Below are 22,767 nucleotides of genomic sequence, written 5' to 3'. Positions count from 1 at the left end.
CCTTAGGGGAACCAACATGATCCGTAAGATGATCGGTGGCTTGGCGGGAACGGGCGCTTCGCTCTTCGCCGCTTCGGCCGCTTTTGCGCAGGATGGGCCGATCAAGGCGCCAACCGTTGAACAGATGGCCGGCATGGTCGACAAGGCTGACACGACTTGGATGCTGGTCAGCTCGGTCCTTGTCCTGATGATGAGTATTCCTGCTCTCGCACTTTTCTATGGCGGTCTTGTCCGCACCAAGAACATGCTCAGCGTGCTGATGCAGGTGTTCATGATCGTTTCGGTCGCGGCACTCGTCTGGGTTAGCTGGGGCTATTCGATGGCCTTCACCAGCGGCGGTCCGTTTGTCGGCGGCTTCTCGAAGATCTTCCTGATGGGCGTGGATGCCACGACCTATGCGGCGACCTTCTCGAACAACGTCTACATTCCCGAATATGCGTTCGTCATCTTCCAGATGACCTTCGCCTGCATCACTCCGGCGTTGATCGTGGGTGCCTTTGCGGAACGCGTGAAGTTCAGCTCGCTCATGGTGTTTACCGTCCTGTGGCTGACCTGCATCTACTTCCCGATGGCGCACATGGTATGGTACTGGGCTGGCCCGGACTTCCTGCCCGACGCTCCGACCGACGCAGGTTACCTGTGGGCCATGGGCGCACTCGATTTCGCTGGCGGCACCGTGGTGCACATCAACGCCGGTATCGCAGGCCTCGTTGGCTGCGTGATGATCGGCAAGCGCATCGGCTTTGGCAAGGAAGCCACGCCGCCGCACTCGCTGACCATGACCATGATCGGCGCCTCGCTGCTGTGGGTGGGCTGGTTCGGCTTCAACGCCGGTTCCAACCTTGAAGCCAACGGCGTGACCGCAGTTGCCTTCATCAATACCTTCGTTGCCACTGCTGCCGCGGCCGTCTCATGGGCGATCGTCGAACAGCTTCACCACGGCAAGCCTTCGATGCTGGGCGCTGCAACCGGTGCCGTCGCCGGTCTCGTCGCGATCACTCCGGCTTCGGGCCTTGGCGCTCCGATGACCTCGATCGTTCTCGGCCTCGTCGTTTCGCCGATCTGCTACCTCTTCGTCAGCACCGTGAAGAACAAGCTGAAGTATGACGATACGCTCGACGTGTTCGGCGTACACGGCATCGGCGGTATCGTCGGCGCCATTGCCACCGGCATCGTCGCGGCTCCGTCACTCGGCGGCCAGGGCGTGTTCGACTACACGGTGTTCCCTGCCGGGTTCGACGCTGACAGCTACAGCATCGGCACCCAGGTGATGACGCAGATCAAGGCGGTCCTGTTCACCGTGGTATTCTCCGGCGTTGGTTCCGCGATCCTCTTCTTCATTGTCGACAAGACCCTGGGTCTGCGTCCGTCGGAAGAATCGGAACGCGAAGGCCTCGACATCTCCGAGCACGGCGAACGCGCTTACAACTACTGATCGGCTGATGCCGACGGGCAACTACTAAGTTCAACCGAATTGGCGGAGTGGGGGAAAACAGATCCTCTCCCTCTCATCTCCCTCTCCGCCAAACCATGTTCCTCCTGCGAACAGACTAAGGCCGGAAGCGCTAGCCCGCTTCCGGCCCTTTTTTTGTGCATGACGGGCGGTCGGCTTGCCGCAAAGGCGCGCAAAGCCTAAGGCGCGGCCCATGGCAGATTCACCGCAACCAAAGGACTGGATCCTTGGCATTCATGCCTACGTTCCCGGCAAATCGACCGGGACCGACGGCAAGGTGCTGACCAAGCTTTCCGCCAACGAAAATCCCCTGGGCAGCAGCGCTGCGGCACTGGACGCGCGGCAGCATCTTGGCGATCCGGCGCGCTATCCCGATCCTGACAGCGTCGAACTGCGCCGTGCGATTGGGCAGGTTCACGGGATCGAACCTGCGCGGATCGTGATGGGCACAGGGTCCGACGAACTGCTGAACCTTGCCGCGCAGGCCTATGCCGGGCCGGGCGATGAAGTGCTTTACGTGCGCTATGGTTTTTCGGTCTACGATATTGCCGCGCGGCGCTGCGGCGCGGTGCCGGTGATTGCGCCCGATGCCGATTACGGCACCGATGTGGACGCGCTGCTGGCCTGCGTGACCGACCGGACGCGGGTGGTGTTCCTTGCCAATCCGAACAATCCGACCGGAAGCTGGTTGCCTCGTGCGGAAATAGCACGGCTGCATGCAGGGCTGCGGCCTGACATTCTGCTGGTGCTCGATGGCGCCTATGCCGAGTATCTCGATCCTGAGCATGACGATGGCGCGTTGGAACTGGCGGCAAGTGCGGCCAACGTGCTGGTCACGCGCACGTTCTCGAAGATCTATGGCCTTGCGGGTGAGCGGATCGGCTGGGGCACGGGCCATGCCGATGTGGTGGACATGATCAACCGCATTCGCGGGCCGTTCAACATCTCGTTGAGCGGGCAGGCGACCGGCCTTGCGGCGGTGCGCGATCAGGCGTTCGTCGAAGCATCGCGCCGCCACAATGCGCAGGAGCGGGCGCGGTTCGTCGAGAAACTGGAGGCGCTGGGCAACCACGGCGTGAGGCCGTTGCCGAGCCAGGCCAATTTCGTGCTGATCCTGTTCGAGGGCAAGCTGACCGCCGAAGCGGTTTACCTTGGCCTGATGGACCACGGCTATATCACGCGCTGGCTGCCGGGGCAGGGCTTGCCACAGGGACTGCGCATCACCATCGGCACACCCGAACAGATGGACGAGATTGCTGTCGCGATCCGCTCCATGTGCGAGGCGGCCAAGTGAGCGGCGCACCTTTCGCTCAAGTGACGATTGTCGGGCTGGGCCTGTTGGGCGGCTCGATCGGCCATGCGGTGCAGGCATACATGCCGGGCGTTCGCGTGGTGGGGTATGACGCCGACCCCGATGTTCGCGCAAAGGCGCGCGCGCTGGGCCTTGCGCATGGGATTGCCGATGATGCGGCAAGCGCGGCGCTGGGGTCCGATCTGGTGGTGCTGTGCGTTCCGGTGGGCGCGATGGGCGCGGCGGCGGTGGCGCTGGCTCCCGGCATTTCCGCCGATGCGGTGATCAGCGATGTCGGATCGTCCAAGGGTTCGGTCGCCCGCGCATTGGCCGAGGCGCTGCCCGGCCATCACGTAATCCCGGCGCACCCGGTGGCGGGGACCGAACGGAGCGGGCCAGACGCAGGTTTCGCCACGCTGTTCGTCAATCGCTGGTGCATTGTCACCCCGCCTGAGAATGCGGCCCCGGCCAAGGTGGCGCAACTGGTGGCGTTCTGGGAAGCGCTGGGCGCGCGGGTCGAGACGATGGACGCCGATCACCACGACAAGGTTCTGGCCGTGACCAGCCACCTGCCGCACCTGATCGCCTATACCATCGTCGGCACCGCTTCGGACCTCGAACAGGTCACCCAGAGCGAGGTGATCAAGTATTCCGCAGGCGGCTTCCGCGATTTCACCCGCATCGCCGCGTCCGACCCGACGATGTGGCGCGACGTATTCCTTTCGAACCGTGAGGCGGTGCTGGAAATGCTCCAGCGCTTTACCGAAGATCTGACGGAATTGCAGAAGGCCATCCGCAAGGGCGATGGCGATACGCTGTTCGACCAGTTCACCCGCACCCGCGCGATCCGCCGCGGCATCATCGAAATGGGCCAGGACGATGCGCGGCCGGACTTTGGCCGGGCCGATCACAGCGGCAAGGGCTGAGCGTCAGCCGAACAGGAACAGCAGCGCAATCGCCCACATGACGGCGGTGGAGAGCCAGCCGCCGAAGGCGAGGCGGGGCGGGATGGTGAGGCGGCCCATGATGCGCGGGTTGCGCGCGATCATCATTGTGACGACCATCAGTGGCGGGGCGAGAAGTCCGTTGACGACGGCGGCCCAATAGAGCGCGCGCATCGGATCGATCCCGGTGAAGTTGAGCGCGACGCCGCCGAGCGTTGCCACGGCAATCACGCCGTAGAAGGCCTTGGCCTCGCGCGGTTTGCGATCAAGGCCCTCGGTCCAGCGGAAGGTTTCGCTGACGGCATAGGCCGCCGAGCCTGCCAGAACCGGCACGGCGAGCAGGCCGGTGCCGATGATGCCGACCGCGAACAGCGCAAAGGCGAGATTGCCCGCGATGGGGCGGAGCGCCTCTGCCGCCTGCGCTGCCGAGGTCACGTCATTAACGCCATGGGCATGGAGCGTGGCGGCGGTGGCGATGATGATGAACAGGGCGGTGAGGTGCGAAAAGCCCATGCCGACCAGCGTATCGGTGCGGATCCGCCTGAGTTCCGGCCCTGCGGTGCGCGGCGCGATGCACAGCGGCTTGGTGTGGCGGCGGTGCTGTTCCTCCACCTCCTGCCCGGCCTGCCAGAAGAACAGGTAGGGGCTGATGGTGGTGCCGAACACGGCGACCAGCGCCATCGTGTGGTCCTTGTCGAACGCGAAGGACGGGATGACGATGCCGCGCAGGGCCGCGCCCCAGTCAACCCCGGCAACGAACACCACGGCGACATAGGAGAACAGCGACAGCGTGGTCCATTTGAGGATGCGGGCATAGCGAGTGTAGGCGATGAACACTTCGGCAGTGACGCTGACGATGCCGAACATCACGGTGAAGGCCAGCGCCGGGCCGGGCACCAGCAGCGCCAATGCCGCGCCCATCGCGCCAAGATCGGCCCCCAGGTTGATGACGTTGGCGATCAGCAGCAGCATGACCATCGTGCGCAACAGGGCCGGGTGATAGTGGCGGCGCAGGTTGTGCGCGATGCCGCGCCCGGTGGTGGCGCCGATGCGGGCGCAGATCGCCTGGATCGAGGCGAGCAGCGGAAACCCGAACAGCATCGTCCACGCCATGCCATAGCCGAACTGCGCGCCGACCTGGCTGTAGGTGCCGATGCCCGATGGATCGTCATCCGCCGCGCCGGTGACAAGGCCGGGGCCGAGCACGGTGAGGAGCGAGCGGGGTTCGCTCGTTCCGATTTCCGGTTCCGTGGCCATTTTCAGTCGTTCAGCGCGTTGATGGCAGCTTCGACGCGGGCTTCGATGTCCTCGCGCGGGAGGCCGGGCGGAATCTCTTCGCCAAAGCGATAGCGCACGGTGCCCGGCTGCTTCCAGCGGCGGTGATAGAGCGGGCCTGTATTGACCGCGACCGGGATGACCGGCAGGCCGAGCAGCTTGTAGATCCCCGCAAAGCCCGATTGCAGTTCGCGGCGCTCACCGTGGGGAATGCGGGTGCCTTCGGGGAATATCACCAGCGGCCGGCCTTCGGCGATGCGCTGCCGGGCCTCTGTCAGCATTGCGCGCAAGGCCCGCGCCCCGCCATCGCGATCCACCCCGATCAGCCCGAAGCGCGCCCCCGCCGGTCCCCAGCCGGGAATGCGCAGCAGTTCGGCCTTGGCGAAGACCACCGGGTTGAGGAACAGCCACGGCATGTCAATGGCTTCGAAAAACGCTTCGTGCTTGACCGCGTAAAGCACCCCTGAGCGGAACACGGGGCGCTCAAGTTCCACCTTGATGCCGAGAATCCATCGGCAGCACAGGCGATGCCAGTGGCTCCATTGGCGTACGACCCAGCGGAATTTCGGCACCGACAGGTTCCTGAGCGCCAGCGCGGCGAGAACATAGGGCACCGAGCCGGTGTAGAACACGCCGTAGAACACGATGCTGCGCACAACGGAAGTCAGATTGCGGATCATTACCAGCCTATCGTCCATGCCAGCAGCCGTGCGACCAGCTTGTTGTATTCAAGGAACAGGATGCGGAAGCTGGGGCGTGAAACGACGGCGTCCTCGATAATGACGATGCCTTGGGGCGCTTCATCGGCAAGATCGAAGATGGCGCGGCGCATGTGCCAGTCCGTGGTGACCACGCGGACCGAGGTGATGCGGTTCTCCTTCATCCAGCGGACCGCCTCGATGGCGTTGGTGCGGGTATCGACGGCGTCATAGCCGAGCACGATGCAGCATGCCATCAGCTCTGCCGGAACCTGGTATTCCACGGCGAATTCGCGCGGACGCACTTCGCGGTCGACTCCAGATACGAGCAGCCGTTTTGCCGCGCCCCGCTCAAGCAGGCGCAAGGCGTGGGGTATGCGCCCGCCGCCGCCGGTCAGCGCGACAATGCCATCGGTCTTGATCGGTTCGTTGGCGGGCCGCGGCAGGAACGTGGCGAACCAGATGAAGCCAAGCGCCCAGGCGAGCAGGAGCAGCGAGAACAGCCGTCGGAAGATGCCGCGACTTGTCACAGCATCCGCCTGAGTGCGCTGAGGACGGTGAACCGCGCGGTCAGTACCGCCAGCAGTACGCCTGCCAGCGGAATGCAGCAGATCGCCAGCCAATCGATCCACTCCAGCCCGACAGATGTCATCATCCCTGATCCCAGTGCGGCGAATTGCCGCCCAAGCAGCAGCGTTGCGACAAGGCCGAGCATCAGCCCGCCGATGCCGCCTGCCGCCGCATCGACCGCCATCGACCGCTGGAATATCCGCGCGATCTGCGTGTCCGTGCCGCCGAGCATGTGGACGATCTCTATCGTGGTGCGGTGATTGATCAGCGCATTGCGCGATGCGAGCAGCACCGTGGCGACCGTGGCGAAGGCCAGCAGGGCGATCAACCCGCCCGCCAGCCATTGCAGGCCGCCGATGGCCTCGAACACCGGGGCCAGCCAGCTTGCCTGCGCATCGATCCGCGCGGCGGGGGCAGGCGCTTTGAGGCGGTCACGCAAGGCGGCGAGGTGCGCTTCGCTGGCGCTGCCCGAAAGGCGTACGTCGATCAGCGCGGGCACGGGCAGGGCGTTGATATCGTCGCCCGCGCTGGTGCCGAGCCATGGTTCGACCAGCGCATCGAGTTCGGCCTGGGGGACCAGTCGGGCAGAAGCGACGCCGGGCGCGCTCTTGATCGCATCGAGTGCGGCCCGTGCCTGGCGGTCCCGCTCACGCGGGGCGCCGTGCACGATCTGCACGGTAACACCGCCCGCCACATCGGCGCTGGCGACGCTGGCGGTGTTGCGCAGGGCAAGCCCGCTGGCGGTGGCGACGACGGTCAGGCCGATCATGATCGCAATGACCCAAGGCATCGGGCCGGACAACTTGCCCTGCGGCAGAAGGCGGCTTTCCGCGCTGGCGCGTTCACGCCATTCGCCGCGAAATGCCTGGACCACGGCGGGCAGCACGTTCATGCGCCGAGCGCTTCGGGGCGCGGCGGCGACGGGGCGCGGCGCGGAGGATAGCGCAGCGCGCCGGTGGGATCGGACAAGCGGCCCCGGTCGAGCCGCATGATAAGCGATTCGGGCATCTTCTGGATCAGGTGAATATCGTGCGTGGCGACGACGACGGTTGTGCCAAGACGGTTGAGCGCCTCGAACAGGCGCAGCAGCTTTACCGCCATGTCAGGGTCGACGTTACCCGTCGGCTCGTCGGCGATCAGCATGTCGGGGCGACCGATCACGGCGCGCGCAATGGCGACGCGCTGCTGCTCTCCGCCAGAAAGCGTTGCGGGCCGGGCATGGCTGCGATCACCCAGGCCGACCCATTCGAGCATATCGGTCACCGGGCGGAAAATGTCGCGTTCGGGCACACCGGCAACGCGCAGGGGCAGGGCCACGTTGTCGAACGCAGAGAGGTGCTGGACGAGACGGAAATCCTGGAACACGACGCCGAGGCGGCGGCGAAAGCCGGGCAGGCGTTCGCGCGGCAGGGTTATGGCGTCGGTGCCGAACATGCGGATCAGCCCGCGCGATGGGCGCTGCGAAAGGTAGAGCAGCTTGAGCAGGCTGGTCTTGCCCGCGCCCGATGCCCCGGTGAGGAAGTAGAATCGCCCGGAATACAATGTGAAACTGACGTCAGTCAGCACTTCCTTGCCCGTGCCATAGCGCAGGCCGACATTGTCGAAATGGACAATCTCCGCGTCATCTGGCTGGTTCATGAGGTGGAGACTATTTCCGGTTGTTGCGCGCATTCGGTTACGCTGAAACGGCTATACGCGGCAATCCATGTGGAAAAAAGGCCATCAGAGCGTTTCTTGGTGGCTGTTGCTATTGTTTCTTGGCGCAAGGCCATGCTTTACCCTCGTGATGATCATTGCGTGCCCCGCCTGTTCGACGCGCTATGTCGTTCCCGACACCGCAATCGGCGTGGACGGCCGTACCGTGCGTTGCGCCAAGTGCCGTCATTCCTGGTTCCAGAATGGCCCGGAAATGGCCGAGCGACCGATGCCTGTCGCACCTGCCGAGCCTGTGGCCGAGGTGCCTTCGGCCGCACCGGCACCCACTCCGGCGCCGACTGCACCGGTCCATGCAGCGGAGCCGGATTTGCCGTTCCGGCCGGCCGCTGATGAGCCGCCGACGCCTCCACCCGTGCCACGTCCATTGCCCAGGGCTGTGGAAATCGCCGCCGACGATGGCCATTCGCCTTTCGATCACGAGCCTCCGTTCCGTCCACGCCGCAATCCTGCAAAAATGTGGACGCTTGCGGCGGTGGCCTTTGCGATATCGATTGCCGGATTGGGTGCCGCAGCCTGGTATTTCGGGATTCCGCAGTGGTTGCCCGGCGCCACGCAGACATTCGGTGCTGACCGGCCGGATCTCGAACTGTCCTTCCCGCCCGAAAAGCAGGATCGCAGGCAGTTACCCAACGGCACTGAATATTTCGGCGCAAGCGGTACGGTGACGAACGTTGGCAAGGATGTGCGCGCGATCCCGGAAATCCTCATCGTTTTGCGCGATTCGCGCGACAAGGTGGTGAAGACCTGGGAAGTGCCGCCCCCGCAGGACGAACTTGCGCCGGGCGAGAGCGTTACGGTAAACGCAGCAGTCACCGATGTGCCCAAGAGCGCGAAGGTTGCCGAGATCGGCTGGAAACCTGACTGATCCTCGACTTATCCCGATGCGCGCATAAAAAAGTTCCGATGGTTGTTGCGCGGTGCAAACCTGTTTGCTAGTGGCGCGCTCCTACCCCCCACAGGGAGCCAATCTTCGGTTCGGCACCCTGTATGATTATGCGGTCGTGGCGGAATTGGTAGACGCGCAACGTTGAGGTCGTTGTGGGCGAAAGCCCGTGGAAGTTCGAGTCTTCTCGACCGCACCATCTCCTGTACCCGATCGGCAGAAGGCCCTGCCTGATTGGTCTGAGAGGCGGGACGAAACATCCCGGTAGCCGCAATCAAATCAGCTTTTGTGCAACCATTTCAACATGGCGACTTCTTTTGCCGTGTTGCCGGCAATCGCGTTTACTCGCCGCGCGGCCAGATATTTCGTGGCGCGCGTTGCCAGCCAGGCGGGATAGGCCACCCACCGCAGGGGATTGTTCTCGCTCAGCCGCAGCATGCTGCCAAGACTTACGGGATTGGGGGTGAGCGCGGCGCGCGCGGCGGCGAGCCAGCCGGGCTGCTGGCCCTTGCGCATGCTGAGGTTGCGCAGGAAGGCGTGGTGTTCTGCTGAATCCTCATCGCGCAGGATGGCTTCTTCAGCCACGTCCACATGGTGCGCGAGTTCGGCGCCCGACGTGTCGATGATTTCTGGCACCCATGTGGCACCGTGGCGGCGGGCCAGTGCGGCGACCAGTTGCAGTGATCGCAGCACACCCATTTCCTCTGCCTGCGTTACCAGCAGCGGCCAGTCGATCTGGCTGGACACCGCGGTGTAATGCAGGTCAGCCAGGGTCAGGGGACCGTTCTCGAACGCATGGTGCAGTGTTGCATGTTCGATCAGATGGAGAAAGTTGGCGTGGATCGAGGGAACCCGGATGGTCTTGCCCGACAGCACCATGTCCTGTGCTTCGGCGTGGACCATGCGGACCAGCATCGGCTCCTGCGCCCAGCCCCGTGCATTCAGGCGATGGTGGATTTCCAGTGAGACGCCGCGCCGCGTATCGAGCAGATCGGGCAGTTGGTGGCCGTAGTCGATGCCGTACAGGTCTGTCCATTCGGCGACTTCATAGTCGCCAGAATCGATCAGCAGTTGCTGCGCCCTTTCAGCGTCTTGGGGCGGCACCAGCAGATCGATGTCGCGCATCGGCCGCAGCCGCGAATCCGGGTAATCGAGGTGGGCCAGCCGCACACCCTTGAGGGCTACAGGGTGAATGCCATGACGGGACAGGAAATCGAAGACCTGCGTCAAGGCAACCTGATTGCCGAAAGCGGACATGGTTTGCCAGCGCTGCTGTTCTTCCATGCTTTGGGCGCAAGATGCGGGTATCCGGCCTTGCAGGCCTGCGCGAATGATCGCCTGTTCGACCAGTGGCAAGGTGCGCATCCTTGACGACATGTCGAGCAGGGTTTCCCAACCGGGTGTATCAAGGCTATCGAGGTCAGCCTTGAAATTGCCATCGGGACAAGCACTTATGCGCAGGAGTACGGTCTCTGGTCGCATTCGGCTTTGTCAGCTCCTGACGCACGGTCTGCCGGATCGGCATGGGGCGGCCGGGATATTTGCCGAGACGGCGAAATATCTTTCGTTACTGCACTAGGTGTGGCGTTCGGGACTGTCAATTCGGTACGGTACTATGCGGCCCTGCACTATTCGCACGGTATGATCGGCAATGTTTTCGAGCGCCCCGCCGTGCGCGATGACCAGGACGGCGCAACGGTCCCGCAACCGCATCACCGCCTCGGCGATGGCCCGGTCGTTGGCAGGGTCCAGCGCATTGGCGGCTTCATCGAGGATCAGCAATTGCGGGACGCGCATCATCGCGCGGGCGAGGATGAGGCGCTGGCGTTCTCCGCCCGAAAACTGGTGGCCGTTTTCGCCGACGAGCGTGTCCAGTCGTTCGGGCAGGCGCTCGACAAAATCGGCTGACGCATCGGCCAGCGCTGCATAGAGCGCGGCATCGTCGGCATGGGGCTGCGCCCACAGCAGATTGTCGCGCACCGTGCCGGTGAACAGGATCGGCACCTGCTGGACATAGGTGACGCGGGTGCGCCACGCGCGGCGCAGCCCGAAATCGAGCGGTTGGCCATCGATCAGCAATTCGCCCGAATCCGGCATCAGCAACCCGCCGATCACGTCTGCCAGGGTGCTCTTGCCGGCGCCTGACGGTCCGAGCAGCGCGGTGATGCGGCGCACCGGCAGGTCAAGGGTGACGTTATCCAGCGCCGGCGTGGTGCGGCCTGCGTAAGTGATCGATACGCCGCGCAGGCCGATCGAGCGCACCGGCGTCGGGACTTCCGCATCGAGCGGCAGGTCCGGCTCGCGCTCGGACTCGGCGCGTTCGATCAGCGATACGGCTGTCTCTACGGCCGGGCGGGCATAGGCGAGGTCCTGCATGCAGCCCTGAAGGGCCATCAGCAACGGGAAGCCGCGCGCGAACAGCGCGATCATTGGCAGGAGCACGACCAGATCGGCCTGCCAGAACTGTAGCGCTACCCACACCACCAGCGCCAGCAATGCAGCGCTGCCGGCCTGCAACGCAAGCTGGCCAAGCCCATTGTCGCGCACATAGGTCCGCTCTGCCGTGTGCAGCGATGCCAGTTCGTTGCGCAAGCGCTGTTCAGTGGCAGCTTCGGCCCCGAAGCTCTTGATCACCCGCAGCGCGCCCAGCCCTTCGCCCAGTTCGGCATAGAGCCGTTCGTAGACACCGTCGAGTTCGCCGCCGAGCGCGCGGGCGCGCTGGCGCAGGCGGCGGAAGGCAAACAGGACGAGGCCCCCGCCGATCAGCGCGCCGATGGTCATCCCTGGCGATATGGCCAGCGCCGCGCCGCCGATGCCGATCAGCGTGATGATCACGACGCCACCTGACAAGGCACGGTCAACCCCGACGCCGACGCGATCGATCGTGGTGATCAGCAGGCTGGCGTTGTCGCTCTGCCGCATGCCCGAAAGGACCCGCCAATCGCAATGCAGCAGGGCATGCCATGCGCGCAGGCGCAACCCGTCGATAAGCTTGCGCTGCACGGTGAGCGCCAGCAATGCGCGATAGAAGTTGAGCAGGGCGCGCAGGAATACGAGCGCGACGAAGGCCAGCAACAGAAGGCCCAGCGAGTGCTGTCCGCCCAGCATGGTGGCAAACCTGCCAAGCGCTCCCGGCAACACGGCATTGTTGCTCAGCACCGCCAGGATCGGCACCAGCAGGATCAGCCCGATGCCTTCGGTTGCCGCAGAGCCGAGCGAGAGTGCGACAAGTGCCGCCACCTGTCGCCGGTCGAAATGGCTGGCAATGATTCCGATGGCACGGTTCAGGGCAAATTCCTTCGCGGTGTGCGGAATTCCTCGAAATCGGAAACATCGCCGCCGGTGACCACGATCTCGTTGGCGCAGAGCCAGGCATGAGCGAGCAGGGCGCCGTGTTCATCGCGCTTCACGCCGATGGCGATGCGTGTGGCAATGCCATGGCGCCAGCCAGCGTCGGCCGGCAAGACATTGCACCAGGCAATCGGAGCGGAAGGGAACGCGCGGCGGAACCACATCGAAGGCATAAGTGATGCGGGCGATGCGCTGGCGTTGCTGCGCGGTGAGGTCGTCTCCGGCGCTTTCTGCCCGGTTGCTTTGCAGCAGGCCAAGCGTACTGACCGGATGCCTGCGCAGTGTGCGATGGGCCACGGCCAGTTCCCAGGCCGCAATGACCATGTCGCTCAACCCGCGCGGACCAAGGCGGATCAGGCGGGGAAATTCACGAAGCGCGCGCAGCATCGGCACCTTTGCCTGGACCGGCCGATGGAACGGTATCTCCTGCGCGACATCGGGCGCTGCATTCTGTATTGGCGGAGGAGGGGTCATTGCCGTTCGCTTGGGTGCAGCGCCATTGCTAGTAGCACAGGCGGGACGAATCAATCCCCGTAACCATTGCAACGCCATACGGAGCACGGATTTGAGCGGGTTTGCAGCGATCGTACGTTTCGACAATCAGCCTGTAGATGAAGCGGCGATCCACCGGATGACCGCAGCGATGGACTTCCGCGCTCACGACGGGATCCGTCACGAGATCGGCAAGACCTTCGCCCTGGGGCACTGCATGTTCCACACCACGGCGGAATCGCTGGAAGCCAGTCAGCCGCTGGTCAGCAGCGATGGCGGACTGGTTATCGCGATGGACGGCTGGCTGGCCAATCCCGACGAGTTGCGCGAACAGTTGCTTGAGCGCAAGGCCCGGTTGCGCAATCGGTCCGACGCCGAACTGATCCTCCATGCCTATGAAACGTGGGGTGAAGATTGTGCGATCCGCATCGAGGGCGAGTTTGCCTTCGTGATTCGCGATGGCCGGACCAACACGGTGTTCTGCGCCAAGGACCACGTCAGCATGCGGCCGTTCCACTATCACTGGGACGGTCGGCGTCTGGTAGTGGCGTCTGACATTGCGGCCGTGCTGGCGGCGGGGGATTTTGCAAGGAAACTCAATCCCGACCAGATGGCCGAGCAGTTGGCGAGCGAGTTCTATTCGCTCGACGAAACGGTCTGGACCGGAGTGATGCGCCTGCCGCTGGCGTCCATCCTGCGTGTTGACGGCAATGGACCCAAGGTTCGGCGGTACTGGACGCCACCGCTGGAAACCTCGATCCGCTACAAGCGCGAAGAAGAGTATTACGAGCATTATCGCGAGGTACTGCTCGACAGTGTGCGACGGGCGTCCCGCAGTCAGGTTCCGGTGGCCTGTGAAGTGAGCGGGGGGCACGATTCGTCCGCTATTTTCGCGCTCGCCCGGCGGTTGAAGGAGGGTGACCGCCTGCCCGCACCTGATGCGCTGGGCTTCACCCTTTCAGGGGTGCCGGGGGACAAGTCGGACGAAATCGAATATGCCCGCGACGTCGGCCGTTTTCTTGGCGTACCGATCCACGAAACGCCGCGCACCGTGCCTGATCTTTCGTGGTTCGCCCGGCAGATCGAAGTGGAGTGCGACATGCCGTACTTCCCCAACAGCCAGTCGATGTTTGCCGAAGTGGAGATGGTGCGCCAGCATGGCTGCAGGGTGCTGCTCGATGGCGAGGGTGGTGACGAATTCGTGGGTGGGTCGGCGTTCGTGCTCAATGAAATGCTGCTTGAGGGCAATCTTGGCGGGGTGGTGCGCGAATTGCGGCACATGAAGCGGCGCAACGGATGGAAGTATGCAGGAGAGCGCCTGTTCCGCTATGGATTCCGGCCCATGGCGCCGATGGCTTTCGACGGGGCGATGCGCCATTTGCGCAGGCATCGCCAGCCTTGGGGCGAACACCTCGGCAATGGACCGCACTGGGCCTCGCGGGCGATTCTCGAACGGCTGGCTGAAAAACGCGAAGTTGCGCACCAGCAGGACCAGAACTGGAAAATCCGCCATCCGGTACGACGGAGGCTGTGGCGGGAACTGCAAAACCCGTTCTTCGAATTCCTGCGCGATCTTTCCGCCAGACTGGTGGCGCGGCTCGGCATCGAACTTCGCACTCCGATGTACAGTCGGCGCTATATCGAGTTCATCTTCGGCCTGCCCGAACAAATGCGCTTCTTCGATGGCTACGGCAAACGCATACATTTAGGGGCTTTGCGGCACGATTTGCCCGAATCCGTCTTGAATCGACGCAGTAAAGCGGAGTTCAGCTTTACGTTTGATCGCCAGCTGCAACCGCTCGCTTCGCTATTCCTCCAAACAATACCCGATGAGAATAGACCAGAAGTATGCAAAGATGGTTTACTAAAGTTATATAAAAATTACGAAGAGACGGGCGAAGGCATCTGGGAACTGTGGCGCATCTATGGATGGTATGTTCTTAAAAATATGGAAGAAATCGCTTAAATCTGGATATATAACTAAAGTTATGAAAAACACCTGTTGCGAATGGAAAGTGCACGGCCAAAATATTGTGCAATGCAAAATGTGACTTGCTGCGAACCTGCAAATCACTTAGTGTCAAGGTTAAGAAGGCGCGATTCTGAAATGAACCAAAACCGATTCAGATCATCCGAGCTTGCTTTCGATCTATTGTGAACTGGAGACTGGACATGACCGAACTCAACAAGAACGCTCGCAAGACCACTGCTCGCGCTGCTTACGCTCGTCCGACCCTGATGGTGTACGGTTCGGTTCGTGAACTCACCGGCGGCATGTCGTCGGCTGGTTCGGACGCCATGGGCCTCCTGAACATGATGGGCGTATAATCGCCAGAAACCCGATTGCTGTTGGGTTGACAGGTGTCAGATACACTTTCTGAACACCGGGGTTACTTGGTCGATGTGCGCAGGCTGTCCAGATACGCCCGCGCCATCGACCAAGTTGTTTCTCCCGGTGATGTCGTTGCTGACCTGGGATGCGGTTTTGGCATCTTGGGCATGATGTGTCTGAAGGCCGGGGCCGGTAAGGCCTGGGGCATCGATGGCACCGATGCAGTGGACATTGCGGCCGAATCGGCCCGGCGCGCCGGATTTGGCGATCGCTATACATGCATCAATGAACAGACCTTCCGGGCAGAACTGCCGGAAAAGGTCGACGTTCTAATCTGCGATCATGTCGGATATTTCGGCATAGATTACGGTATTCTCAATCTCATGGCAGATGCCCGCCGCCGGTTGCTGAAGCCGGGTGGCCGCATGATCCCGGAACGCCTCCGCCTTTATCTCGCAGGCGTACGTTCGCCCTCCAGTCGCAGCCTGCTTGATGCCTGGGGAACGCCTGAGGTTCCTGACGAATATCGTTGGCTGCGCAGCTACGCGGTCAGCACCAAGCACCCCGTGGAATATGCACCCACCGAAATCGTCACCGAACCCGTTCTTGCGGGCGGCGTCGAACTGGGCGAGGACGTGGCCGAAACGCTGGCGTTCAGCGCAAGCCTTACTGCCGAGGATTCCGGTGTTCTCGATGGCATCGGTGGCTGGTTCGATTGCGATCTTGGCGGCGGCATCACCATGACGAATTCGCCACTCGCGCGCGACAAGATCCGGCGATACCAGGTGTTTCTCGGCTTCGACCAGCCACTTGCCGTTTCGGCGGGCGACAGGGTTGAAGTGTCTGTCCGCGTCGGCCACCAGAATTCGATCATGGCCTGGTCGGTGCGTGATCCGGCAACCGGCAAGCTGCAGAAGTATTCGAACTGGGCCAGCATGCCCATGTCGATCAGCGAACGCATGAAGCCCAGCGTATCGTCGCGCAAGTTGAATGAGCGCGGCCATGCCTTGCGGATCGTGCTCGGTTATATCGATGAGGCGATGACCGGCGAGGAGATCGAACAGGCCGTGCTGCGCGATCACCCGGACCTGTTTCCGAGTCCGCAGGAAATCTCGCGGTTCGTAAGGGATGAGCTGGCCAGGGTTTCGTCATGACCTATACGCTCGTGTGGCGTCCGGCGCAGGAGCAGGAGCCTCTTGCTGACGAGCCGTTCGATGTCTGGCGTTCGTACGATGGTGACGTTTCGACGATGTTCCATCGCGCCGCCGATGGGTTCTACGTGCGGTTCGTCGATTGCGGCGATTACATCATCGATCTTCCCGCAAGGCAGGTAACCTGCATCCCGGCGCCCGATGTACCTGACGATTATTGCGATAATATTTTTTCAAACCAGATACTTCCGTTGTTGTGGACATATGATGGCGTTCCGGTGCTTCACGCCAGTTGCGTGGTCATCGATGGCGGGGCTTATGGCTTCCTCGGCCAGAGCGGACGCGGCAAATCCACGATGGCTGCGGCCATGGCCCATGCCGGATATGCCTTTCTGACCGATGACGGGTTGTTGCTGGAACGCGATGGTGGCGAATTTCTGGTAAGGCCCTATCTCGCTTCGATCCGCCTTCTGCCTGACAGCGAATGCGCCGTGCTCGGTATCGAGATGCCTGATCGCGATGAGCTTGGCCTCGTTTCCAAGGTCCGCGTACCGTCAAGCGCTGTTCTGCCGCATGCCGATGATTGCGCGCCCTTGCGCGGGATATACGTGCTGGAAGAGCCGGCTTCCGATGAGCCGGTGTTCAGGCCGCTGGGCCATGCAGCGGCGATCGATGCCTTGCTGCAACATTCATTCCTGCTGGATTCCAAGGACAAGGGCCGGGTCCGCAAGCATTTCGGGCTGATGGCCACGCTTGCGGAAAGCTGTCCCATGTATGCCTTGGACTATCCCAGGGATTTCGCTCGGCTGGATAACACGATAGAGGCGATTGCAGAGCATGCGAGGTCAATTCCGCATGCCACGAGGAAAGGTGCCTGACTTGAAACTGACCGATACTTTCACGCTGTCGGAAGACGTGGTTGCCCGTGAAGTTGGCGATGAGACCATGCTGCTCGATCTTGCCAGCGGCACTTATTTCGGGCTGAATCCCGTAGGCGGACAATTCTGGAAAATGCTCGAAGACGGTCTTTCGCCCATGCAGGCGCGCGACCAGTTGCTTGAGGCGTTCGATGTAGAACCCGAACTGCTGGACGCCGACCTTTCGGAATTGCTGGCTCAATTTGCGCAGCAGGGCCTGATTACGGCCGGTTGAATTCAGGTCACCCGCGCCTATGCGCGGATCGGTTTACGCATGTAGCTCGATACCGGGAATCGTGTCGAGTTCTGGAACATCGAACAGCCGCGCCCAGTTCCGCGGCTGTACCAATTCAGATGTGCCTTCAGGGATATAATGGAAGAACAGCAGGTCGCAGAACGCGCGCCGTCCATCGGCTGGAATCGGATCGCGGAAATGCCATTGGCTGGCCCCTGAGAAGAGCAGCGCTTCCCCCGGTTCAAGCGATAGGCTGCGGATTTTATAATGGGAGCGGGCTTCCTTCACCGCGCGCCAGTCTTCGACCAGTGCGTCGCGATCTTCCGGCCAGGGAATGATGGAACTGAAACTGATCGGCCAGGGTTCGCTCTGGTCAATACACAGGTCGAAAGTCCACTTGGCTGATGGCGTATCGAGGTGTGGTTCGCAGACGCCGCGTCGCGAATAGAGCGACAGGAAGTTGTAACAGGGTTCGACGCGTTCCCCGGCCAGTTCGGAAACGAAGTCCACAAGCTTTGCCTGCATCGCGACGAACGGTGGCCAGTCATGTACGATGAGGCGGCCGAATTTCTTGACCTCGTGCAACTCTAGCGCTTCGCGTGGGATCGCAGCGACTTCCTCGCGCAGGTTCTTGAGTTCCCGCTCATCGAGAAAGCCTCTGATGTGCTGCACTTCGTAGGACGGATCCGTACGGAAGACCGCCATGGCATTTTCGAACTCAGGCAATCGCGATGGTGCAGCTTTTGCGATTATCTCCCGCGCCGCAAAATAGCGACGCAGCCAGATCGAATCGTACCATTCCAGTGTCTGTGACAATTGCCCACCCCGTCAGAACCGGACTTTTGCCTATCATCGCGCAGCGGAATGGTCACCGCCAAATATGCAGCGATCGCTCTGGCCGAATATTCGTTTCATCCGGAAACCTTGTCGACGTTGTATCGTTAAATGGGGCAGGATGAAGCGCATGATCCGATTGCGGGAGCATTGGCAGCAGCAGCCAATGCTCCCGTTTTCATAGGGCGTCACGTCAGATCGTTCAAACCCACCAGATTGCCTTGAGATGCCGCTTTGTTTCCGGCGCGGCGCAGGCGTTCGATGTGGAGGCGGCCTTCGGGAATTTCCTCTTGGGGCAGGGCATTGAGCGAAGTCTGGTAGATTTCGGCGAAATCTTCGGCAAATTCCCCGTGCGTAAGGATCAGGCCCTTGTTGGCTATCATCCCGGCAAGCGTTTTCCGGCCCACTTCCAGCGGGTCCATGCCAAAATCAAATGCGGTGCCGAATTGTTCGAGTTCTCCTGCATCGACCGGAGCGAAACCGGAATCGCCGAAGCCATCAGGCCGCTTGAGCGCGCTCGTCCAGGCGTTCGTGCGCGTAAGGCCGGGGCACATCAGCGAAACGCCGATGCCGTGGGGCGCCAGATTGTAGCGAAGGCTTTCCGTCAACCCGCGCACCGCGAACTTGCTGGCGGTATAGATGCCCGCCTGCGGTCCTGACAGGTATGCCGCCATTGAGGCCACGTTGACGACATGGCCTCCCTCCCCGTGGGCTTTCATGCCTGGCAGGAACGAGACGAGGCCGTTGACCACGCCGCCGAAGTTGACCCCCATGATCCAGTCGTAATCGGCATAGCTCGCCTCGTCCGTCGGCCCGAACACGCTGACGCCGGCGTTGTTGACCAGCACATGAACCTTGCCGACTTCGGCCGCCACCTGCGCGAAACGATCCCGGTCGGTTACGTCCAGATGGACGAAGCGGGCGGGCGGCAGGCCTTGATCGGCCAGCCACCCCGCCGCTTCATCGCGATCCTGTCCCTTGCGGTACGTCAGGATGAGATCCATGCCTCCCATGGCAAGGGCGCGGGCAATGCCGAAGCCGATGCCATTGACTCCCCCGGTGATGAAGGCGGTCTTTCCAGCGAAATTGCGTTTGTCGTCCGTCATGTGCGGCTCCTCTTCCGTTTGGCAGCCTAACAATCTCAAAGGGTGTCGGCAACTGGAGGAAGAGAAGCGGCGTTATGCCATTGCCATCAGGCTGGCGTTGCCGCCGGCCGCCGTCGTGTTGATCGACAGCGAAACTTCGCCGATCAGCATGGCGTCATCGTCGGCCGGGCAAAGTACCGGGACTATTGCGCCATCAAGCGCGGCCACCGCCTGCGCGATGGCCAGCGTGAAGGCGGTGTCGCCATCGACGAGGGCGCGCGCAAACGGCCCAAGGGCTTGCCAGCCGGGATCGGCGACGACCGGGATTCCGCCAAGGCTTTTGACGCGCGATTCCAGCGCAGCGAGGCGTTCATGATGCTGCGCGGCGATGAGCACACGTCCCACGGGACGCAGTGCATGAATGTTGCGCTCACCCACCGGCCCGATCAGTTCGCGCTCTCCCAGCGCGAGGGCCGGAGCGGAAGGCGCGCTGGCCACCAGACGACGCAGATAGAGCGGGCCGCCCGCCTTGGGTCCGGTCCCCGACAGGCCGTGGCCGCCGAATGGTTGAACCCCGACCACCGCGCCGATCACGTTGCGGTTGACATAGATGTTGCCCGCGTTGGCCCTCGCAGTGATCCGGGTGATGGTCTCATCCAGCCGGGTGTGCAGGCCGAAGGTCAGGCCATAGCCCCAGGCATTGATCCGATCGACCATCGCGCCCATGCCTGACCGCGGAAAACGGATGACGTGGAGGACAGGGCCGAACACTTCGCGGGTGAGCAGCGCGGGGTCCGGCAATTCGATGATCGTGGGGGCGACGAACGTGCCGCCAGCGGTTTCCGGGCCGAGCGCCAAACGGTGGACCGGGCAGCCCTTGGCTGCCAGAGCGGCGATGTGGGCCTCGATCCCGTCCCGCGCCTGGGCAGTGATGACCGGGCCGATGTCCGCGCTGAGGCGATCGGTAGTGCCTATGTGGAGTTCGGCCAATGCACCCTTGAGCATTGCGAGCACGTGGTCTGCCACGTCTTCCTGCAAGCACAATACGCGCAGGGCCGAACAGCGCTGGCCCGCGCTGTCGAAGGCCGAGGCGATCACGTCGGCGACGACCTGTTCGGCAAGGGCCGAACTGTCGACGATCATCGCGTTCTGCCCGCCGGTTTCCGCGATCAGCGGGACGGGCCGGCCTGGGGCAGACAGGCGCGTTGCCAATTGGCGCTGGATCAGGCGGCCGACTTCGGTCGATCCGGTGAACAGCACGGCCGACACTTCCGGCGCAGCGACAAGGCTGGCGCCTATCGTGCCATCGCCCGGCAGCAGGATGAGGGCGTCATCGGGTACGCCCGCTTCGTGCAGGATACGCACGGCTTCCGATGCGATCAGCGGCGTTTCCTCTGCCGGTTTTGCCAGCACGGGATTGCCCGCCATCAGCGCGGCGGCAATCTGTCCGGTAAAGATCGCCAGCGGGAAGTTCCACGGGCTGATGCATAGCGCGGTTCCGAGCGGAAGCGACCCCGCCAGCAATGGGGCTTGCGACGCATAATAGCGCAGGAAATCGATGGCTTCACGCACTTCGGCCACGGCGTTGGGCACCGATTTGCCCGCCTCGCGCACGATCAGCGCGATGAGTTCGGGCAAGGCGGCCTGCATCGCATCGGACGCGCGTTCGAGGATGATCGCGCGCGTGGCGACGGGCGTCTGGCTCCAGCGCGAGGTAGCCGAGATGTGCGGGGCCTGGGCCGCAGCTTCTGGCAACACCTCGCGGACCATGCCGACGATATCGGCATGATTGGCGGGATTGCGGACGGCACGCGCAGGGCCAGCGGGCAATTCGGCCGTGGGCGCGGCATGGCGGACCAGCCTTGAAACGGCGGTGAAGCGCTGGCTCAGCCTGCCCAGCGTTGCCTCGTCGGCAAGGTCTGGCCCGGCGCTGTTGCGGCGATCGGGGAAGATCGCGCGGGGCAGGGCAATCAGCGGATGGGGTGCGCCGGGATCAGCAGCGGCGGTGACCTGCGCCACCGGGTCGGCGATGATATCTTCGACCGGCACTTGTGGATTGGCGATCCGGTTCACGAACGATGAGTTCGCGCCGTTTTCCAGCAGGCGACGAACGAGATAGGCGAGCAGCGTTTCGTGCGTGCCCACCGGGGCATAGATGCGGCAGGGACGGTCCAGCTTGTCCGGCCCGACAACCTCGTCATAGAGCGGTTCGCCCATGCCATGGAGGCACTGGAATTCGTAACTGCCGATGGTGAAATCCGGTCCGGCCATGCGGTAGATCGTGGCCAGTGTTTGCGCATTGTGCGTGGCGAACTGGGGAAACACAACATCGCGCGCGGCAAGCAGGCGGCGGGCGCAGGCGATATAGGCGACATCGGTATGCGCCTTGCGGGTATAGACGGGAAAGTCGGCCTGGCCGTCCACTTGCGCGCGCTTGATCTCTGCATCCCAGTAGGCACCCTTGACCAGCCGGACCATGATCCGGCGGCCAGCGCGGCGGGCGAGATCGACGATCCAGTCGATCACCGCCGGGCAGCGCTTGCCATAAGCCTGGACGACGAAGCCGAGGCCGTTCCAGCCTGCCAGTTCAGGGTCCATCGCAAGGGCTTCGAGAAGGTCAAGTGACAGTTCCAGGCGATCCGCTTCTTCGGCGTCGATATTGAGACCGATGTCATGACGCATTGCCAGTTTCGCCAGCGCCTTCACGCGTGGCAGCAGTTCGGCCATCACGCGCGCCTGCTGCGCGCGGGCGTAGCGCGGATGCAGCGCTGACAGCTTGATCGAGATGCCGGGGCCATCATAGACGCCGCGCCCTGCCGACGCCATGCCGATGGCGTGGATCGCGGTTTCGTAATCGGCGTAGTAACGGTCGGCGTCCCGTGCGGTCATCGCTGCTTCGCCGAGCATGTCGTAGCTGTAGCGGAAGCCGCGCCTTTCCAGCGGGCGCGCCCGCTTCAGCGCTTCGGCAATCGTTTCGCCGGTGACGAACTGTTCGCCCATCATCCGCATGGCAAGATCGACGCCGCGCCGGATTACGGGTTCGCCTGCCCGTGCCAGCAGGCGCGTGAGCGCATTGCCCAGACCGCTGTCATCCACACTTGCGGTCAGCTTGCCCGTGACGACCAAGCCCCAGGTGGCGGCGTTGACGAACAGCGAGCGATCACCGCCAAGGTGTGCCAACCAGTTTCCCCCGGCAATCTTGTCGCGGATAAGGTCGTCGCGCGTGGCGTTGTCAGGTATGCGCAGCAGCGCTTCGGCAAGGCACATCAGGGCAACGCCTTCCTGCGTGGACAGCGCGTATTCCTGCACCAGTTGTTCCACGCCATTGCCGCGCGGCTTTTCGCGCAGCGTTTCAACCAGTTTGCGGGCGAGCGCCTGCGCCGAAGCAGCGACCGCTGCCGGCAGCGTTGCCTCCGGCAGCAGCGCTTTCACGCAATCACGTTCGGCACGGCGCGTGGCGTCGGTAATGGCGCGGCGCAAGGCCGTGGGCGTGGCAAGCGCTGGCGCGAAGTGTTCGAAGGGGGTGGGCTTGGTCATCTG

The 22,767-nt window shown here is 63.0% G+C and carries 21 protein-coding genes and 1 tRNA gene; 10 read left to right on the top strand and 12 right to left on the bottom strand.

Annotated elements, in window-relative coordinates:
* Positions 1-16: 16 nt before the first annotated feature.
* The 3 genes from LUA85_RS13060 (at position 17) to LUA85_RS13050 (ending at position 3,670) form a co-directional block, all read left to right on the top strand.
* The gene (locus LUA85_RS13060; RefSeq protein WP_231470596.1) at positions 17-1,435 is read left to right on the top strand and encodes an ammonium transporter; all 1,419 of its coding nucleotides are present in this window, start codon (positions 17-19) and stop codon (positions 1,433-1,435) included.
* Positions 1,436-1,646: 211 nt separating this feature from the next.
* Entirely contained in the window at positions 1,647-2,747 is a 1,101-nt protein-coding gene (locus tag LUA85_RS13055) for a histidinol-phosphate transaminase (protein ID WP_231470594.1), read from the top strand.
* A complete protein-coding gene (locus tag LUA85_RS13050; protein WP_231470592.1) occupies positions 2,744-3,670 on the top strand; it encodes a prephenate/arogenate dehydrogenase family protein in 927 nt (308 codons plus the stop codon). The genes LUA85_RS13055 and LUA85_RS13050 overlap by 4 nt, the downstream gene beginning before the upstream one ends.
* A 3-nt stretch (positions 3,671-3,673) precedes the next feature.
* Here LUA85_RS13050 and LUA85_RS13045 read toward each other — a convergent pair whose 3' ends face one another.
* Genes LUA85_RS13045 through ftsE form a run of 5 tightly spaced genes read right to left on the bottom strand, consistent with a single transcriptional unit; the run spans position 3,674 to position 7,869 of the window.
* Positions 3,674-4,945, bottom strand: coding sequence for an NRAMP family divalent metal transporter (locus LUA85_RS13045; protein ID WP_231470590.1), 1,272 nt, complete (start codon positions 4,943-4,945; stop codon positions 3,674-3,676).
* Positions 4,946-4,947: 2 nt separating this feature from the next.
* Positions 4,948-5,661: a 1-acyl-sn-glycerol-3-phosphate acyltransferase gene (locus tag LUA85_RS13040; protein WP_231470588.1), complete on the bottom strand. Its 714-nt coding sequence runs from the start codon at positions 5,659-5,661 to the stop codon at positions 4,948-4,950.
* Complete coding sequence (locus tag LUA85_RS13035) at positions 5,643-6,191, bottom strand: YdcF family protein (RefSeq protein ID WP_231470586.1); 549 nt, start codon at positions 6,189-6,191, stop codon at positions 5,643-5,645. The genes LUA85_RS13040 and LUA85_RS13035 overlap by 19 nt, the downstream gene beginning before the upstream one ends.
* Entirely contained in the window at positions 6,188-7,123 is a 936-nt protein-coding gene (locus tag LUA85_RS13030; protein ID WP_231470584.1) for an ABC transporter permease, read from the bottom strand. The genes LUA85_RS13035 and LUA85_RS13030 overlap by 4 nt, the downstream gene beginning before the upstream one ends.
* On the bottom strand, positions 7,120-7,869 hold the full coding sequence (gene ftsE, locus LUA85_RS13025; RefSeq protein WP_231470582.1) for a cell division ATP-binding protein FtsE: 750 nt from the start codon (positions 7,867-7,869) through the stop codon (positions 7,120-7,122). Before ftsE ends, LUA85_RS13030 begins: the two co-directional genes overlap by 4 nt.
* 148 nt (positions 7,870-8,017) lie before the next feature.
* Between ftsE and LUA85_RS13020 the strand changes: the two genes are divergently transcribed.
* Positions 8,018-8,812 carry an MJ0042-type zinc finger domain-containing protein gene (locus LUA85_RS13020; RefSeq protein WP_231470581.1) on the top strand — a complete coding sequence of 265 codons (795 nt, stop codon included), beginning with the start codon at positions 8,018-8,020 and terminating at the stop codon, positions 8,810-8,812.
* A 130-nt stretch (positions 8,813-8,942) separates the two neighbouring features.
* Positions 8,943-9,029: transfer RNA gene (locus tag LUA85_RS13015), tRNA-Leu, on the top strand.
* An 80-nt stretch (positions 9,030-9,109) separates the two neighbouring features.
* On the opposite strand, the gene LUA85_RS13010 is transcribed toward LUA85_RS13015, so the two are convergent.
* The 4 genes from LUA85_RS13010 to LUA85_RS21720 form a co-directional block, all read right to left on the bottom strand.
* Positions 9,110-10,312: a nucleotidyltransferase family protein gene (locus LUA85_RS13010; RefSeq protein WP_231470578.1), complete on the bottom strand. Its 1,203-nt coding sequence runs from the start codon at positions 10,310-10,312 to the stop codon at positions 9,110-9,112.
* Positions 10,313-10,405: 93 nt separating this feature from the next.
* The gene (locus LUA85_RS13005) at positions 10,406-12,070 is read right to left on the bottom strand and encodes an ABC transporter ATP-binding protein (RefSeq protein ID WP_231470576.1); all 1,665 of its coding nucleotides are present in this window, start codon (positions 12,068-12,070) and stop codon (positions 10,406-10,408) included.
* A gap of 44 nt (positions 12,071-12,114) precedes the next feature.
* A complete protein-coding gene (locus tag LUA85_RS21725; RefSeq protein ID WP_371823686.1) occupies positions 12,115-12,240 on the bottom strand; it encodes a hypothetical protein in 126 nt (41 codons plus the stop codon).
* A complete protein-coding gene (locus LUA85_RS21720; protein WP_371823685.1) occupies positions 12,227-12,655 on the bottom strand; it encodes a hypothetical protein in 429 nt (142 codons plus the stop codon). The genes LUA85_RS21725 and LUA85_RS21720 overlap by 14 nt, the downstream gene beginning before the upstream one ends.
* Positions 12,656-12,746: 91 nt before the next feature.
* Here LUA85_RS21720 and LUA85_RS12995 point away from each other — a divergent pair, with 91 nt between their 5' ends.
* From LUA85_RS12995 to LUA85_RS12975, 5 genes are all read left to right on the top strand, one after another.
* Positions 12,747-14,639, top strand: coding sequence for an asparagine synthetase B (locus LUA85_RS12995; RefSeq protein WP_231470575.1), 1,893 nt, complete (start codon positions 12,747-12,749; stop codon positions 14,637-14,639).
* A gap of 206 nt (positions 14,640-14,845) precedes the next feature.
* Positions 14,846-15,001 carry a hypothetical protein gene (locus tag LUA85_RS12990; RefSeq protein ID WP_231470573.1) on the top strand — a complete coding sequence of 52 codons (156 nt, stop codon included), beginning with the start codon at positions 14,846-14,848 and terminating at the stop codon, positions 14,999-15,001.
* 33 nt (positions 15,002-15,034) lie between these two features.
* Entirely contained in the window at positions 15,035-16,159 is a 1,125-nt protein-coding gene (locus LUA85_RS12985; RefSeq protein WP_371823684.1) for a 50S ribosomal protein L11 methyltransferase, read from the top strand.
* A complete protein-coding gene (locus LUA85_RS12980; protein ID WP_231470571.1) occupies positions 16,156-17,034 on the top strand; it encodes a hypothetical protein in 879 nt (292 codons plus the stop codon). The genes LUA85_RS12985 and LUA85_RS12980 overlap by 4 nt, the downstream gene beginning before the upstream one ends.
* A 1-nt stretch (position 17,035) precedes the next feature.
* Complete coding sequence (locus tag LUA85_RS12975; protein ID WP_231470570.1) at positions 17,036-17,308, top strand: PqqD family protein; 273 nt, start codon at positions 17,036-17,038, stop codon at positions 17,306-17,308.
* Positions 17,309-17,341: 33 nt separating this feature from the next.
* On the opposite strand, the gene LUA85_RS12970 is transcribed toward LUA85_RS12975, so the two are convergent.
* From LUA85_RS12970 to putA, 3 genes are all read right to left on the bottom strand, one after another.
* Positions 17,342-18,034, bottom strand: coding sequence for a hypothetical protein (locus tag LUA85_RS12970; protein ID WP_231470568.1), 693 nt, complete (start codon positions 18,032-18,034; stop codon positions 17,342-17,344).
* Between the two features lie 296 nt (positions 18,035-18,330).
* On the bottom strand, positions 18,331-19,248 hold the full coding sequence (locus LUA85_RS12965; RefSeq protein WP_231470566.1) for an SDR family oxidoreductase: 918 nt from the start codon (positions 19,246-19,248) through the stop codon (positions 18,331-18,333).
* Positions 19,249-19,320: 72 nt separating this feature from the next.
* The gene (gene putA, locus LUA85_RS12960; RefSeq protein WP_231470564.1) at positions 19,321-22,764 is read right to left on the bottom strand and encodes a bifunctional proline dehydrogenase/L-glutamate gamma-semialdehyde dehydrogenase PutA; all 3,444 of its coding nucleotides are present in this window, start codon (positions 22,762-22,764) and stop codon (positions 19,321-19,323) included.
* Positions 22,765-22,767 lie beyond the last annotated feature (3 nt).

Source organism: Novosphingobium sp. CECT 9465 (assembly GCF_920987055.1).
GTDB lineage: Bacteria > Pseudomonadota > Alphaproteobacteria > Sphingomonadales > Sphingomonadaceae > Novosphingobium.
Note: the sequence above shows the minus strand (reverse complement) of the source record. Positions and strands in the feature narration are given on the sequence as shown.

Coding starts and splice junctions, on each gene's coding strand:
- putA (WP_231470564.1), bottom strand. CDS start 22,764: ATGACCAAGCCCACCCCCTTCGAACACTTCGCGCCAGCGCTTGCCACG.
- LUA85_RS12980 (WP_231470571.1), top strand. CDS start 16,156: ATGACCTATACGCTCGTGTGGCGTCCGGCGCAGGAGCAGGAGCCTCTT.
- LUA85_RS13010 (WP_231470578.1), bottom strand. CDS start 10,312: ATGCGACCAGAGACCGTACTCCTGCGCATAAGTGCTTGTCCCGATGGC.
- LUA85_RS13055 (WP_231470594.1), top strand. CDS start 1,647: ATGGCAGATTCACCGCAACCAAAGGACTGGATCCTTGGCATTCATGCC.
- LUA85_RS12990 (WP_231470573.1), top strand. CDS start 14,846: ATGACCGAACTCAACAAGAACGCTCGCAAGACCACTGCTCGCGCTGCT.
- LUA85_RS13040 (WP_231470588.1), bottom strand. CDS start 5,661: ATGGACGATAGGCTGGTAATGATCCGCAATCTGACTTCCGTTGTGCGC.
- LUA85_RS13030 (WP_231470584.1), bottom strand. CDS start 7,123: ATGAACGTGCTGCCCGCCGTGGTCCAGGCATTTCGCGGCGAATGGCGT.
- LUA85_RS21720 (WP_371823685.1), bottom strand. CDS start 12,655: ATGACCCCTCCTCCGCCAATACAGAATGCAGCGCCCGATGTCGCGCAG.
- LUA85_RS12965 (WP_231470566.1), bottom strand. CDS start 19,248: ATGACGGACGACAAACGCAATTTCGCTGGAAAGACCGCCTTCATCACC.
- ftsE (WP_231470582.1), bottom strand. CDS start 7,869: ATGAACCAGCCAGATGACGCGGAGATTGTCCATTTCGACAATGTCGGC.
- LUA85_RS13020 (WP_231470581.1), top strand. CDS start 8,018: ATGATCATTGCGTGCCCCGCCTGTTCGACGCGCTATGTCGTTCCCGAC.
- LUA85_RS13045 (WP_231470590.1), bottom strand. CDS start 4,945: ATGGCCACGGAACCGGAAATCGGAACGAGCGAACCCCGCTCGCTCCTC.
- LUA85_RS13060 (WP_231470596.1), top strand. CDS start 17: ATGATCCGTAAGATGATCGGTGGCTTGGCGGGAACGGGCGCTTCGCTC.